This is a genomic window from Neobacillus sedimentimangrovi, assembly GCF_010614825.1.
Classification (GTDB): Bacteria; Bacillota; Bacilli; order Bacillales; family Cytobacillaceae; genus Neobacillus; species Neobacillus thermocopriae.
Genome location: NZ_JAAFZF010000039.1, coordinates 17,750 through 32,316, shown reverse-complemented (window position 1 = coordinate 32,316; position 14,567 = coordinate 17,750). Strand labels below are relative to the sequence as shown.

Sequence of the window (14,567 nt, the reverse complement as noted above, 5' to 3'; positions counted from 1 at the left end):
CGAATTGAAGGCACAAACCATAAGATCAAGAACATCAAAAGACGTGCTTATGGTTTCAGAAATCTGGAAAGATTTCGGCTACGTGTATTTTTGGAATGTACAGGAAAATATTATAAAAATCAGGCTGCTTGACCTTGTCCTTCATCAGCTTTCATCAGTGTAGTTGGTAGAATGGAAGCCGTCAAGGAAAGCACTTGACAGCTTCCATTCTACCAACTTGATGGTCTGTAAGCTGACGAAGGAGCTATTCTAGATTGAGCACCAATCTCGCTAACTTATTTCTGGAATTGAGTGAAAACCACAGAATTTGGTGAAGAGACTAAATTTTTTTCTAAGTTTTTAATAGTTTTTTCTAATTCTACTAAAGTTACATCGATTAATTCATCTTTTTTAAGTTCATGATTCACCTTTATAGGAGGGCCAAAAATAATCGTGGCTTTCTTCCCTTTAAGTATTTCGGAAAAATTAGACGGACCAGAATATGCAGCTGGCACGAGAGGTACTTTGCTTCTCAATGAAATAGTAACTGCCCCTTTTTTTAAAGGAATTTCTTCATTTGTTCTTGTTCCACTCGGAAAAATACCAACACATTTACCCTCTTTTAATAGATTAAGAGGAATTTTCAATGCACTTGGCCCAGGATTATCTCTATTTACAGGGAAAGCATTGATTGATCTTAAAAATTTATCAGTAAACTTCGAATTGAATAATTCTTTTTTCGCCATAAAATGCACTTGGGTAGGATATACTGCTAAAGCCAACATAATCACATCAACCCAACCCTTGTGAGTACAAGTAAGTACGTATTTGTTATTCGAGGGAAGATGGTGCTTACCTTCAATTTTCAATAGTCTAAATAATTTTACTACCCCATAAAGAACTGTGCTTAATAAATGATACATATTTTCCTCCGAAATGAAACTAGGATTGAATAAACATTGTTTGTCCATTTGAAATTTATGTTAATTATACCATATAAAAACATATCACAATTCCTATAGGTAGTTAAAGAAAATGGAATAACCCAATGAATTAAATTGAAAAATGTACTTATTATTTAAACCTTTTAACATTGGATCACTTTATTTGAAAAAATTCCCCTTATGTTTCCATGATAAATTGGAACTTTCCTTTTCCATTGCAAGTTCATTAATTATTTCTTTCGATCATTTCACATAATAAAATCCTCCTATGCAAAAATTAATAATGCTAATTCTTGCAAAGGAGGATGGAGTTCAAACTTATTTACAAAAATTTCTGCACTGACTCAGACTAATTTTGGGGAACAGATCATTTTTTCATTCTTCCAAGCGCATTCTAAATAGTAGAAATTCTTATATGGAATTGTAGAAAACATTTTATTCCTTTATCCATTTCCTCTAATACTCTAAAAGTTTTGAAAAAATTCAATATAGAATTGTAAAAGTTATCAATAAGAATAAATCCTTACGATCTAATGTCTGTAATGCAAGAAATATTCCAAACATTTTTCAATTCTTTAAAACATCCTTTTTTACTCAAAACTGATAGTTTATGCTAAACGGAAAATAATTCCATGTCCACCTTTAGGATATTCCCATTTAATGTTTTGATAAGGACAGCCAATCCTGCAGCTACCGCACTCGTGACAACCTTCATAACCTACTTGCATTCTTATACCTTCCCATTTATAAACCTCTGCTGGACAAAATATCGTACAAATTTTATCCGGGCATTTGGTCATGCAAATGTCATGGTCAAGAACCGTTAAATGAGACTTCGTATCACACTTAAAGCGGATGAGATATTGTTTTTCCTCAATATTCTTTGTTGACATTATTTCACCGCCTTCCATGCACGATATATATCTTGTAGCACACGAAATGTTCCTTTTTCAGCTGTCATGCTCCTCATTATTTGCTTTTGTTTTTCTCGTTTGGGTGTTCCATCGACTGTGAAGAATTTGCTCGCTGCCCGATTCAGCATTGGAATATAATCCTTGAAGTATTGCGGATATTTTTCAAAGGTATGGGTTGCATCTTTGTACTTCTCCAAATCTTTTATTATAAAACTGTTATATAAGGCCTCACGGTAATGATTTAAACTTGATTCACTAAAGTCACCTCGTTTATTTGCCTCGACAATTGCCTCGGCAGCTAGTAATCCCGAATGCATCGCTAAGTTCGATCCTTCACGATGGATCGCATTAACTAATTGGGCCGCATCTCCAACAACAACAACTCCATTTCCAACAACCTTTGGAACAGAGTGATAGCCTCCTTCTGGAATTAGATGGGCAAGATATTCCGCAGATTCCCCACCCTCTAAGAATGGTTTTACCATCGGGTGATTTTTCAAATAATCTAGAAGCTCATAAGGCTTTATTTTCGCTTTAATCATGCTTGAAAGCGTGGTTCCTACCCCAATATTTAAACTTTCTTTATTTGTATAAAGAAATGCGGTGCCAAGGTTACCCTTTGTTGAATCACCAAAAATCTCGATCGTACAACCTTGGTTATCCTCCAAATTGAAACGATCATTAATTTTGTCTTTAGGTAAGTTAATTACCTCCATAACTGTTAATGCAACCTCGTCCGGGCGAAACTCCTTATGAAAGCCAAGCTGCTTGGATAAGAGTGAGTTAACTCCATCTGCCAGCACAACGACATCGGCATATACTTCACCATCCGGTCGGTCCGTACGGACACCTACCACTTTTCCATTTTCGACGATACATTCGGTTACAACCGTTTCATTAATCAGAAGTGCCCCTGCCTCAACCGCTTTGCTGGCAAACCATTGATCAAACTTGGCACGAAGTACGGTAAAGTTATTGTAGGGCTCCACAGCCCACTCCAAGCCTTTATAGCCAAATGTAACGACTGATTCCTTATCCATCATCCAGAAACGTTGCTCCACTACAGGTCTTTCAAGCGGGGCTTCTTTCCAAAACTCAGGAATTAGCTCCTCCAATTGCTGACGGTATAAAACTCCGCCCATTACATTTTTCGCTCCAGGATACTCTCCTCTTTCAATAAGCAATACCTTTAAGCCATTTTTAGCACAAGTGAAAGCACAAGCAGTACCTGCTGGACCAGCACCAACTACTATCACATCAAATTTTTCAGACATAGCTTATTTCACCGCCTTTTTCGCTTTAAGCTTTGTTAATTGCTCAATTTGTTTCCTACAATTCCATAAGTAATAACACCATATATTTGGTGCATTTCTTATTAATAAGTAATGAGAAATTACATGCTAGATCTCATTCCGTCCTAAACCGCATGAGTTTAATAAAGATTTATCATGACAGAGGCACTCCTTATAGTTGAGTGTGTAAGGAAATGGATTGTTTAATATAGTATCTGGATTGGGCACTTGTTTGAAATATATAACAAGTGATATTCGGCTTCCCTCCTTAAAAAAGACTATTATCGTTAAAAGCGCTCGCCTTTGATGGTGATTTAAATCTCCTTTTATTTACGATATATGAGTCGAGATATAAGCATATTACCCATTTGAAATAGTTTTCTTTTTTCTTTATTAATTTCATCTGTAAAAAGTAAGATAAAAGATAAAATTCATCCTATACATTTCTATTAATTTTTATTTTTGGGGAATCGAGCGAAGTGATTTCCATGCATGAATGGTGAGATTTGGAGAGACCAACGAAAAAATATATTATTTGAACTTGAATGATTTAATGAAGATAAATTGAAGTGGATAACAAATAGGGTGGGAAGGCCTTCTAGGTTGTAAAAATTTGCAGTATAACAATAGGAAGGCCTATTGTACATTCTATAAAGAAATAAATATTACAATTTATACTAATTTATACTAATACTTTTGGCCAAACCATGATCATTTGTTTAAAAGCAAACTTCACTTCTTCATTTGATCGATCTGATTGCTCCATCACCCTATGATACTCATTTATTAATTCATCCAGCTCTTGACTGTATTTAATAGTCTTTTCATTCGTAAATCCACATTTATAAGCGCTTTTAATCATGAGTTCTCTTTTTGCCTTAATTTCTTCAATCATTTTCGTATAACTAGGGCTGCAATTGCTACAATTACTATTCTCGTACAATTTATTATCCTCCTGCTCTTACACTCTTACTTAATTCGATAAAAAAATAGACTACTTGAAAGATTATGACAAGAAACACAACAAATGTAAATACATTCGCAAAAGTAGACAAAACAATCTAAAACTTTCTATTTTCGACAAGAATATGATTCTTTCTCTTCATTTTTCGACATGAATCCACATGTTTTTTCAGTGGCTCTCTTATCTAATTATTATCAACAATTCCACTTTTTTAACGAAAATCTATCCGTCCTTTTAAAATTCTAATAACACGCATAGGTTTTCTAATTTTTCCGAAATATTTTTAGGTCAAAAGTCCTTATTAATTCATTGAGTAGCAAAGGAACTAACCTCTGACCTCTTACATCACTTATATGTACTGTTCTATCTATAACAGTTGGATACCTTAAATTCATAAATCTGCTTCTAAAGACTCATCCATCGGTACCTAGCCTAATTAAAGTTCGTATATCTTAGTTCGTGGATTTACCGCCCACTATCTTCAGATTTTGTTCAACATAGCCCCTTCCATAAAGCTAAACATTACTACTAACTTAATGGCCCGGGCTTTGCATTATCGACTCCCCCATTTCGTGCGTAAAAAAACTGGCCTACAATACAGCAGCCAGTTCATTTAATATTATACATTTTGTTCTTCTTTTTCGTAAATCGGCACCCAACCCTCTGTTGTAACGAAAATTCTAATTGCAACCACTTTACGATCATCTTCTAAGGTAAAATAGTGTCGAGTATTTTCAGGAACAGAAATTAAATCTCCTGGATTTAAATGTACTTCAAAGAACTTACCATCTTTACCTTGGATGACAAATACTCCATGCCCACTAACGATAAAACGAACTTCATCATCGGTATGATGATGTTCTCGCTTAAAGTTTTGTAGCAAGGTTTCTAAATTTGGTGTATTTTCTGAAAGAGAAATAACATCCTGTGCTCTATAACCTCTTCTTGCAGAGATATCAGCAATTTCATTTGCAAAAGTTTGTAAAATTTGTTCCTTTTCCTCATCAGTTAAAAGGTATTTTTCGACAAGAGATTCAGGAAGCTTACTGATGTCCCATTTTTCATAAATAACCTCCTGTGATGCCAGGAAGCTTTCTACCTCTTCCTGATTGTAAATTTTTTCTTCGTTGTCTTGAAATGTAATATATGCCACGTTTTTTCATCCTCTCTCACAAATTATTGTATATTTGCACGCCTAAGCGCTGTTCCTTTATTTCTTTTAAACTACTTTAAATAATTGATATGGTTTGTATTCTAGTAATCGTAATTGGTATCGGAATAAAAATTCGGACGCTTCAAGGATTTTTTTAGCTTCAAAGGCATTACGGCCCCACACAGTAATTCCGTGGTTCCGAATCAGAACGGCCCCAGTATCTTCTTTCACATGTTCAGAAAATGCACGAGCTAAAGTAGGAATGTGTGCGAAATTATGAATAATCGGAATTTTGAGTATATCATCCTCTTCCCACTTGTTAAATGCTTTTATTAATTCTTGACCTTTAAACGTAATTTCCCCACGGTCACCGTAAATTTCTGAGATCACATTATTATCAATTGTGTGAACATGGAGACTGCAACCTGCATTTGTTTTTTGATAGATCTCCAAATGGAGTAGCGTTTCAGCAGAAGGTTTCAAATGAGTTTCTTCCACAGGATGGCCAAATTCATCGACAAGGAGAAAATCTTCATTAGTCCTCTTGCGTTTATCCTTCCCACTTGCAGTCACCAAAAATTGAAGCGGCTGATGACTTACCTTTATTGCTAAATTTCCACTTGTTCCCATAAACCAATCTCGCTCAGACAATTCATCTTTTACATCAGCTAATTCACGCCATCTTTCCTCTAACATGATAATTCTCCCACCTCAATTCTCTTTTTTATCTCATCAATGCATTCAAAGAATGTATCGAAACCATAATGGTTAATTCCCCATTCAAAACACTTTTCTTGTAGTAAATCCCTTGCTAAGACCAAGTCAGCCATTTTTGCTGCCTCAAGATCGGTAACAGAATCGCCAATGACAATTTTATAAATGTCTTCATTTTGATTAAGTTTACGGATAATGCTAGGCTTACAGCAGCCACAGTTATTATCACAATACTTATCACATGTGTACGGCCAAAGGATGTTGATTCGATCTCCGGAAAAATCAGCTTCATTACAAAATACTCCGGAAAAAGGACCATAGTCCTTCAAAATGGGATTAACGAAAAAGTCAATACCACCGCTGACGATGTAAAACGGGATGTTTTCCTCACGGGCAAATTGAACTAATTCTTTAAAACCTGGACGAATCTTTGCATTTTCAATGGCGAAAGTCGTGATCTCCTCCTTCATACTACTTGGTAGGAGTGAAAAAAGCTTACCAACACCTTCACATATGGAAATTTGCTGCGAGAGTATTTGGTCTTTTATTTCGACCCACTCAGGCGGAGCAAATTTTTTCATTATCGCAATTATATTATCACTTTCGGTAATCGTTCCATCAAAATCACAATAAATCACTGGCTTTGTCATGATATAGCCACCTCAACATTTCCCCATAGTTGCAAAGCTTTTTTTAATTCCGGATAGTATTCGGCCCCTTCAGCAAGCAGTTTTCCCTGAAGTATGGTATCAATAGCCTGCCTAAATGCCAGACCTCCTCCTCGAGCCCCATCCGGATGGCCATGAACTCCTCCGCCTGCATTAATAACAGAATCAATTCCAAAATCCTTGATTAATAGTGGAACTAATCCTGGATGTATACCTGCCGATGGAACAGGAAATGACGTTTTAAGTGTATCTTGCTTTGTTAATTCACTGGCAATAGCAATGGCAGAGTCTTTTTCCAGTGCCACTGTTCCATAAGGCGATGGGAACAATGAAAAATCTGCTCCTGCATAGCGTAAAAGTTTACCTAATAAAAGAGAATGGGAGATACCATAAATAGGAGAAGAAGTGAACGCTCCGCTAAAAGACGGGTGTGCCATAATTGGCAAAGCAATTTCCTCATCTTCTCTCAACTCTTGAAGGACATCGAGACCATAAGTGAAAACATTGAAAAGGAGCACATCCGCACCAATTTCAGCTGCTTTTCTCGCTTTATCTCTAAGTTGATACGTTCTTCCAGTCAAATTAACGGCATAAAGAGTACGATGTCCCGTTTCTTCATAGACTTCCTGAAGGGCCCTTTTCCCATTAAAGATACGTTTTTCAAAAGGTGTCAATTCATTTTCAAACAAAATTTCATCGTCCTTTACCAGATCAATCCCACCTAGGGCCTGCTCTTTTAGCTGTTCAGTCAAAAAATGAATATCCTTACCAAGCACACCTTTAAAAATACTCATTACCAATGGTCTATCAAACACATTTAATTTCTTACGAATCCCTTCAATTCCAAACCTTGGACCTGGAAATTGACTTTTTAAAAGATCATCGAATTGTAAATCTATTAATTTTATTTTTCCATCTAGGGAAAGTTTCCCAAAAACCGTTGTTAAGATTGCAGGTAGGTCACTAGAAAAATTGATTGTCGGGTAGGCAATTCGGATTAATGTTTGATTATCCTGTTCCGAAGGTAAACCCTCAATCGATACCACTCGACCTTTGTGCTTACGCAATTGGTTTTGTTCAAGTTCAGGAAGTTTCGTCCAAGAACCGACTGTCAGTCCTAAGGCAATATCTTCCGCTTTCTTGTCTGGATTTTTTTCATCATGTAGTAGATAAGTAGCAATTAATTCAGACATTATGACACTTCCTTTTCATTTTCTGCAATAAAAAAACCTCTTCGAAAAGAAGAGGTTAGCAGACATTACTAACATCTTCTCATCTTTCAGCTTCCCGCTGCAAGAATTAGCACCGTGCCTTACAATGGGTAAGGTCGGTTGCCGGGCTTCATTGGGCTAGTCCCTCCGCCTGCTCTTGATAAGAAAATGATTATTTTTCCGTATTTATTGTTTTCAAGTGAATTAACTTATTTTGGATTATCCCAAGAAAACAAAATATTGTCAACCTATTTTTTAAAAATTTCTAAACTGCTTATTCTTCTGACAGCCTCTTTCAAGCGTTCTTCAGAAGATAATAAGCCAACTCGGACATAGCCTTCTCCATAAGTACCAAATCCAATTCCGGGCGCTACTATGATATGGGCTTTTTCCAAAAGAAAATTTGCAAACTCCTCGGAAGTAAAGCCCTGCGGTACTTTTAACCAAGCAAAAAATGAACCTTTAGGAGCGGTAACATTCCAACCAATGGACCGGAGGCCTTCAATGAGGACATTCCTCCTCCGTTCATACATTTGATTCAATTCCCTCACACAATCTTGAGGTCCTGTCAGCGCCATTGCTGCTGCCTCTTGAACAGCACCAAACAAACTGACATAAAGGTGGTCCTGTAACAGTTCCAGTGAAGAAATAACACTTTCATTACCTACTGCAAAAGCAACACGCCATCCAGCCATATTATATGTTTTAGATAAGGTGTAAATTTCAATGCCCACTTCTTTTGCCCCTTTTGTTTGGAGGAAGCTTGTCGGTTTTACACCATCAAATCCAATTGCTCCATAGGCAAAGTCATGGACAATGCATATATCATATTTTTCTGCCAGTTCAACGGTTTCCGCGAAAAAATCGGGTGTAGCAATTACCCCTGTTGGATTATTTGGATAATTGAGGAACATTAGTTTTGCCTTTTCCAATACATCATCAGCAATTTCATCGTATTTTGGCAAAAATTGATTTTCTTCTTTTAACGGCATGGTAACCATTTCTGCTTTTGCCATGGCCACTCCTGACCAATAATCAGGATAACCGGGATCTGGAACTAGTACATTATCTCCAGGATTTAATAAACATTGGGGAAGTTCAACTAATCCAGCCTTACCTCCGAATAATATGGCAACTTCTTTTTCAGGATGAATCTTAACTCCATATTCCCTTTGATAAAAATCGGCAACAGCTTGCTTTAAATATCCAAACCCTTGAAATGGGGAATATTTATGATTTATGGGATTAGTTGCTGCCTCCTGAAGTTTGGAAACAATATGGTCTGGTGTTGGTTGATCAGGATTTCCCTGTCCCAGATTAATTACATCAAAGCCTTTTTCTATATATTGACCTGCTTTTTTAACAAGGGATGCAAAAAATTGTTTCGGAAGGCGATTTAATAAATCTGATCGTGGAAACTGTTTCAATTTCTCTCACCTACTTTACCTTGATTCAATTTTCACTAGAATACTAGCTAACAATATTAAAACTTTTATTAGGAATTGTAAAGGGAAAATAAATAATTTTCGAAAATGATTGACATCTACACAATTGAACTGATATATTTTTTAAGAATCGATAAAATTTTATAAAATAACTACTCTTATCAAGAGCTGGCTGAGGGATTTGGCCCATTGAAGCCCAGCAACCGACCGTAATACCATTGTGAAATGGGGCGCTTTTCTTCCGCGCCAGGATATCCTGTAAGGCACGGTGCTAATTCCAACAGAAAGTTAATCTTTCTGAAAGATAAGAGGTACGACAGACAAATATCGTCTTCGCAGCCTCTTTCAATCAGAAAGAGGCTTTTTATTTGGTTTGTAATTGAGTTCGCATGGAATTTTCCTCAAACTAAGGAGGTAATATTGATGACCGTTTTAAATCCATTAATCTATCAACCATTAAACGAAAAAACTGCAATTAAAAAGGCTTTAGATTTAAAGCTATTTCCTGAAGATGCTGATTTAACCTGCAAGGAAATTGGTGACGGAAACCTCAATCTAGTTTTTCATATTGTCGATCAAAAACATAACCAAAGTATCATCATTAAACAAGCCCTGCCATACGCAAAGGTTGTAGGTGAAAGTTGGCCACTAACCCTTCATCGGGCAAAAATTGAAGCTGATGCCTTAAAAACTTTTGGACAAATTGCTCCGGATTATGTTCCAAAGGTATATTACACAGATGATCAATTAGCCATTACTGTAATGGAAGACCTTTCTCACTTATCAATTGCCCGTAAAGGATTTATCCAAGGTGAGACTTTTCCGCTTATCTCTTTACACCTTGGTGAATATTTAGCCAAAACTTTATTTTTTACATCCGATTACGGTCTTGGTTCTGGGGCTAAAAAGGAACAAGTTCAAAAATTTATTAATCCCGAGCTTTGTAAAATTACCGAAGACCTAATTTTTACGGATCCTTACTTTGATGCGGAAACAAATGAATTTGAGGAAGGTTTGCGGCCTGCAGTAGAAGAACTATGGAAGGATGAGGAGTTAAAGTTTCATGTTAACGTGTTGAAAAAAATCTTTTTAACTGACGCAGAAGTTCTCCTTCACGGTGATTTGCATACAGGAAGCATGTTTGCTGATAATCAACAAACAAAAATAATTGATCCTGAATTCGCCTTCTATGGACCAGCTGGTTTCGATATTGGCCAGGTTTTTGCCAACCTGTTGTTCCAAGTCATTGTGAATGAAAAACACCGTGATGTATTTATCCAACATGTGGAAACGGTTTGGAATGTGTTCCAAGTTCAATTCTCACAGCTGTGGGAAAAGGAAAATAAAGAGCCGTTAGCAAACACAACATCCTTTTTACATTATCATCTAGCCAAATATTTCGAGGATGCCCTTGGTTATACAGGCTGCGAATTAATCCGCAGAACAATCGGCCTAGCACATGTAGCAGATTTGGATAGTATTCAAGATGAACAAACTAGACTGGCTGCAAAACAAAAAACGCTTGAACTAGGAAAGAATCTTATAAAAAAACGAAAAGAGATTAGAGACCTTTCTGAATTTATCCGTACAGTTAAAGAAATAGTTTAGAGTAAAGAAAAAGGGGCTGTCCGGAAAGTGGTATTTCAGCCGAAATCTTTATAATAGCAAAACCCAAGAATGCTGTTAAATCAACATTCTTGGGTTTTTAATTTGGGTTCATTTTTCTCTTAAATGGACTTAGACAGCCCCTTTATAATCTTATAATAATGGATTTTCATGCATGGCTTTGAGGCGTTGCCATCTTTTTTCTACCTCAGCCTCAAATTCTTCCAAGATCGGTTTGTTTTCCTCTTTTAACAAGTGTTTCGTTTTTCCCATATACTTAAACCATTCTGTAACCGATACACGCTTATTCTTTTCTTCCGGATTATAAGTGATCGTTGTTACACCTTGTTCAACTTCATATAGTGGGAAGAAGCAGGAATTTACAGCCGCTTCTAGTATTTTAGTTCCATATCGGTCTTCAGATTTCCAATTTAATGGACATGTAATTAATAGTTTTCCGTACACAGGACCGACATTTTGAGCATACCATTGAGCCTTTGCGCCTTTTTTCACTAAATCCTGCGGAAATGCTTCAGATCCTGTAAAGACATAAGGAATATTGGTCGCTGCCATAATTTGTACGGTATCCTTATGGTGGAATGTCTTTCCTTTTTGAACTTTTCCAACACCAGATGTACTTGTCATATGTCCAATTGGGGTGGAATAGGACATTTGTGAACCAGTATTCATGTACCCCTCGTTATCATATTCGAGCATGATTAGTTTATGACCGCGAAGGGCTGTTCCGATGGCAGACCCCATTCCAATATCCATGCCACCATCACCGGTAATCATGACAAATGTTGCATCATCAGAAACCTGAATTTCTCCACGCCGCTTTAATTCCATAAACGCTTCAACTGTACCAGATAAAGTAGCTGCCCCATTCTGGAATAAATTATGAATCATCGTTTGCTTATGGGAGCTGTATGGATAGGCCGTAGTTGTTACATATGCACACCCCGTTTGGAACAGAGTGACAATATCCCCCTCAATCCCTTTAAAGAATAATTCAAGACCACCAAAAATACCGCATCCCGGGCAGGCTCCGTGGCCGGAAGCAATCCGCTTTGGTTTAGATGTCAGCGCGCGAAGTGGCGGAATTTTTACCTTTAACTTCTGCGTTTCTTCATCCATTTTCACTTCGATCAATCCTGTTTTAAATACATCACCATGCTGCGGAGTGATAACAGGTTTTAGAATTTTTTCAGGGTCACCCGGTATGTGACCATAATAATCAAATGGCTTTTCAGCATAACCTTTTTCCATGGCATCAATCGCCATTTTGAAAAATTCATGTGCATCACTGGCATAAAAATCTTTACCACCAAGGCCAAATATGCGGCATAACACAATTGTTTGATTGTCCTTATCATCCTGAAGGGCTGATTTCACTTCATGCGTTAGATTTGCACCATGTGCCCCATAAGAATCGGCCCGTTCACCAACTAGTAATGCCTTTACATTTTTTAATGCTTCACGAATCTCCTTGGCTGGGAAAGGACGAATAATGTTGGGACTGATAACCCCCGCTTTTACTCCTTGGGCACGAAGTTGATCCACTACATCCTTTGCTGATTCAGCTGCAGAGTTTAATAGAAAAAGTGCAACTTCTGCATCTTCCATTTTATATAAATCTAGCACAGGATATTCTCTACCTGATAGTTTAGCATATTCACAAGCAACTTCCTTGAAAATTTCCCCGGCATGGTACATAGCTTCAGACTGTTGGAAATGATTGTTCATCAAGTCTTCACCATTCATGTGAGCTCCGATTGTTACAGGTTTTTTCGGATCTCTAATAAAATGATAGTCCGTTGGGCATTCACCGACAAACTGCTGAACAACGCGGCGGTCTTTAAAGTATTGGACACGTCGCTTCTGATGAGAAGTAAAGAAACCATCATAAGCAACAATGACAGGCAATCGAACCTTAGCGTGTTCAGCAATTTTTAATGCCATAATATTCATATCGTAAACGGCTTGTGGCGTTCTTGCCGTTAAAATAACCCATCCTGTGTTTAATGCGTAATAAAGATCAGAATGATCACCACGAATATCAAGAGGTCCACTGACGGCACGTGTTACTAGATTCATTACCATTGGAAAACGTGTTCCTGCTTGTACTGGAAGCTGTTCTATCATATACAAAAGTCCATTTGCACTTGTAGCATTGAAGACACGAGCGCCCGTTGCCGCCGCTCCATAACAAATCCCTGCTGAGCCATGCTCACCATCTGCAGGAATTAGCTTAATATCATGTTCACCACGTGCTTTCATTTGGTCTAAAATTTGTGCTACCTCAGTTGAAGGTGTTATTGGGAAATAGCCCATGATATGATAATTAATTTGAGCTGCAGCCATAGCAGCCATTTCATTACCAGATTCAAAAGTAGTAACCTGTTCTGCCATTCCTTGCTCTATTAATTTGTCTTCTAAAATAGCCATTATAATATCCCCCCTGCTGTATAAGGAAAGTTTTGTTTAACCCGGTTTGCTTCGGCATAACCAATCATTTCACGTAAATCGGTAAGGGCATTTGTTGGACAAGCCTCCACACATTTTAAGCAACCTTTACAATATTGATAATCAATACCTTTAAGGAACATTTGCTTTCTGCCGCGTTTATCTTCTCCCTCTTCCCAAACAAAACAGAAATCTGGACAAACATTATCACAAGCTGCACAATCAATACATTTTTCGCGATTAAACTCTGGTAGAAAACCTTGTCTGGAACCGCTTAAGTCTTTTAATATACTATTTGCCTGTGCAGTGATAACACCTCCCAGTTCTTGTGTTTCATACCCAAGTAGAGGCTGCATGCGTACGAAGGTTTTTCCCTCTGCCCCCTCTGGAACTTCATACGTTTTAAATTGAACTTCATTGTAGCCTCGGTCAAATGTTCGGATATTTGGTTCAACTAGATGCGGATATTTTTTTTCAAAGGTTTTACGAATGACTTCTCTCATAGAATTAGGATCTAAAAACTCACAGATCCGAAAAAGTGCCCCAAGCATTGCTGTATTTACCTTTGTTTTTTCTTCCACAGCAATATTTAAGGCATCGACAATAGCAAGTGTGCCATATTCCAAATTCAAATCTTTTTTTATTACATCAAAATCTCTTGAACTGTTCACTAAAACAATTCCATCTGCACGAAGCCCACTCACTACGTCAATGGTTTTATATAACGCTTCATGAAATACCCCCACCACATGTGGCTCCTCAATTGGACTATGATCCCTTATTGCTGTATCCGGATCACAAAAACGGATAAAGCTTTTTACCGGAGACCCCTTTTTTTCAGACCCATAGCTTGAAAAATTGGAGCCGCTTAATCCCAATCCGAGCACACCTGCTTCTGCTAACATTTTTCCAGCCAAATTTGCCCCAAGTCCGCCGATTGACTCTAATCGGATTTCAAAAAATCCGAGTTCATTTTTTTTCGGTAAAACTGACATGAATGTTCCCCCTGACATTGTTCATGAAAACTTCAAAAAATATTGTTAACTTCTCCCATTGTAGGACATTTTATTTCTAATATCTGTGATAAAAGTCAAACATTTATCATTTTTTAAAACACTTAACCCATTTTTCGAATAACTCTTGATACAACTTGAATTTATGAAACCTACTATTATAAAAAGATAAAAAATGATCATAAAAAAAATGAACAAT

Annotated in this window: 13 protein-coding genes and 2 riboswitches; of the genes, 2 read left to right on the top strand and 11 right to left on the bottom strand. The window is 37.1% G+C overall.

The genetic code is table 11. From position 1 onward, the window contains the following. Window positions 1-132, top strand: a 132-nt coding sequence (locus GZA11_RS12430) for a transposase (protein WP_163184056.1), incomplete at its 5' end; no start/stop codon positions are given. Between the two features lie 143 nt (window positions 133-275). Here GZA11_RS12430 and GZA11_RS12425 read toward each other — a convergent pair. From GZA11_RS12425 to GZA11_RS12385, 9 genes are all read right to left on the bottom strand, one after another. Next, window positions 276-902: a lysophospholipid acyltransferase family protein gene (locus GZA11_RS12425; protein WP_163184054.1), complete on the bottom strand. Its 627-nt coding sequence runs from the start codon at window positions 900-902 to the stop codon at window positions 276-278. A 629-nt stretch (window positions 903-1,531) separates the two neighbouring features. Further along, window positions 1,532-1,816: a ferredoxin family protein gene (locus tag GZA11_RS12420; RefSeq protein WP_038540583.1), complete on the bottom strand. Its 285-nt coding sequence runs from the start codon at window positions 1,814-1,816 to the stop codon at window positions 1,532-1,534. Beyond that, a complete protein-coding gene (locus tag GZA11_RS12415) occupies window positions 1,816-3,111 on the bottom strand; it encodes an FAD-dependent oxidoreductase (protein WP_038540581.1) in 1,296 nt (431 codons plus the stop codon). The genes GZA11_RS12420 and GZA11_RS12415 overlap by 1 nt, the downstream gene beginning before the upstream one ends. 700 nt (window positions 3,112-3,811) lie before the next feature. Next, window positions 3,812-4,072 (bottom strand): aspartyl-phosphate phosphatase Spo0E family protein, encoded by a 261-nt coding sequence (locus GZA11_RS12410; RefSeq protein WP_081905150.1) that lies wholly within the window; start codon window positions 4,070-4,072, stop codon window positions 3,812-3,814. A gap of 640 nt (window positions 4,073-4,712) precedes the next feature. Further along, on the bottom strand, window positions 4,713-5,246 hold the full coding sequence (locus tag GZA11_RS12405; RefSeq protein ID WP_051968298.1) for a 1,2-dihydroxy-3-keto-5-methylthiopentene dioxygenase: 534 nt from the start codon (window positions 5,244-5,246) through the stop codon (window positions 4,713-4,715). A 66-nt stretch (window positions 5,247-5,312) separates the two neighbouring features. Continuing rightward, window positions 5,313-5,942, bottom strand: coding sequence for a methylthioribulose 1-phosphate dehydratase (locus GZA11_RS12400; protein WP_038540578.1), 630 nt, complete (start codon window positions 5,940-5,942; stop codon window positions 5,313-5,315). After that, on the bottom strand, window positions 5,936-6,610 hold the full coding sequence (locus tag GZA11_RS12395; protein WP_038540575.1) for a 2-hydroxy-3-keto-5-methylthiopentenyl-1-phosphate phosphatase: 675 nt from the start codon (window positions 6,608-6,610) through the stop codon (window positions 5,936-5,938). Before GZA11_RS12395 ends, GZA11_RS12400 begins: the two co-directional genes overlap by 7 nt. Continuing rightward, window positions 6,607-7,821: a 2,3-diketo-5-methylthiopentyl-1-phosphate enolase gene (gene mtnW / locus GZA11_RS12390; protein WP_163184051.1), complete on the bottom strand. Its 1,215-nt coding sequence runs from the start codon at window positions 7,819-7,821 to the stop codon at window positions 6,607-6,609. Before mtnW ends, GZA11_RS12395 begins: the two co-directional genes overlap by 4 nt. Before the next feature lie 76 nt (window positions 7,822-7,897). After that, window positions 7,898-8,006: riboswitch (SAM riboswitch) on the bottom strand. A gap of 81 nt (window positions 8,007-8,087) precedes the next feature. Continuing rightward, window positions 8,088-9,266 (bottom strand): pyridoxal phosphate-dependent aminotransferase, encoded by a 1,179-nt coding sequence (locus tag GZA11_RS12385; protein ID WP_163184049.1) that lies wholly within the window; start codon window positions 9,264-9,266, stop codon window positions 8,088-8,090. Between the two features lie 173 nt (window positions 9,267-9,439). Next, window positions 9,440-9,595, top strand: a riboswitch (SAM riboswitch). 112 nt (window positions 9,596-9,707) lie between these two features. Between GZA11_RS12385 and mtnK the strand changes: the two genes are divergently transcribed. Continuing rightward, the gene (mtnK, locus tag GZA11_RS12380; protein ID WP_163184047.1) at window positions 9,708-10,892 is read left to right on the top strand and encodes an S-methyl-5-thioribose kinase; all 1,185 of its coding nucleotides are present in this window, start codon (window positions 9,708-9,710) and stop codon (window positions 10,890-10,892) included. A gap of 150 nt (window positions 10,893-11,042) precedes the next feature. On the opposite strand, the gene GZA11_RS12375 is transcribed toward mtnK, so the two are convergent. Both GZA11_RS12375 and GZA11_RS12370 read right to left on the bottom strand, forming a co-directional pair. Beyond that, on the bottom strand, window positions 11,043-13,337 hold the full coding sequence (locus tag GZA11_RS12375) for a thiamine pyrophosphate-dependent enzyme (RefSeq protein ID WP_163184045.1): 2,295 nt from the start codon (window positions 13,335-13,337) through the stop codon (window positions 11,043-11,045). Beyond that, window positions 13,337-14,350 carry a 2-oxoacid:acceptor oxidoreductase family protein gene (locus GZA11_RS12370; RefSeq protein WP_038540559.1) on the bottom strand — a complete coding sequence of 338 codons (1,014 nt, stop codon included), beginning with the start codon at window positions 14,348-14,350 and terminating at the stop codon, window positions 13,337-13,339. Before GZA11_RS12370 ends, GZA11_RS12375 begins: the two co-directional genes overlap by 1 nt. Window positions 14,351-14,567: the final 217 nt, after the last annotated feature.

Coding starts and splice junctions, on each gene's coding strand:
- GZA11_RS12375 (WP_163184045.1), bottom strand. CDS start 13,337: ATGGCTATTTTAGAAGACAAATTAATAGAGCAAGGAATGGCAGAACAG.
- GZA11_RS12420 (WP_038540583.1), bottom strand. CDS start 1,816: ATGTCAACAAAGAATATTGAGGAAAAACAATATCTCATCCGCTTTAAG.
- GZA11_RS12400 (WP_038540578.1), bottom strand. CDS start 5,942: ATGTTAGAGGAAAGATGGCGTGAATTAGCTGATGTAAAAGATGAATTG.
- mtnK (WP_163184047.1), top strand. CDS start 9,708: ATGACCGTTTTAAATCCATTAATCTATCAACCATTAAACGAAAAAACT.
- GZA11_RS12425 (WP_163184054.1), bottom strand. CDS start 902: ATGTATCATTTATTAAGCACAGTTCTTTATGGGGTAGTAAAATTATTT.
- GZA11_RS12395 (WP_038540575.1), bottom strand. CDS start 6,610: ATGACAAAGCCAGTGATTTATTGTGATTTTGATGGAACGATTACCGAA.
- GZA11_RS12370 (WP_038540559.1), bottom strand. CDS start 14,350: ATGTCAGTTTTACCGAAAAAAAATGAACTCGGATTTTTTGAAATCCGA.
- GZA11_RS12415 (WP_038540581.1), bottom strand. CDS start 3,111: ATGTCTGAAAAATTTGATGTGATAGTAGTTGGTGCTGGTCCAGCAGGT.
- mtnW (WP_163184051.1), bottom strand. CDS start 7,821: ATGTCTGAATTAATTGCTACTTATCTACTACATGATGAAAAAAATCCA.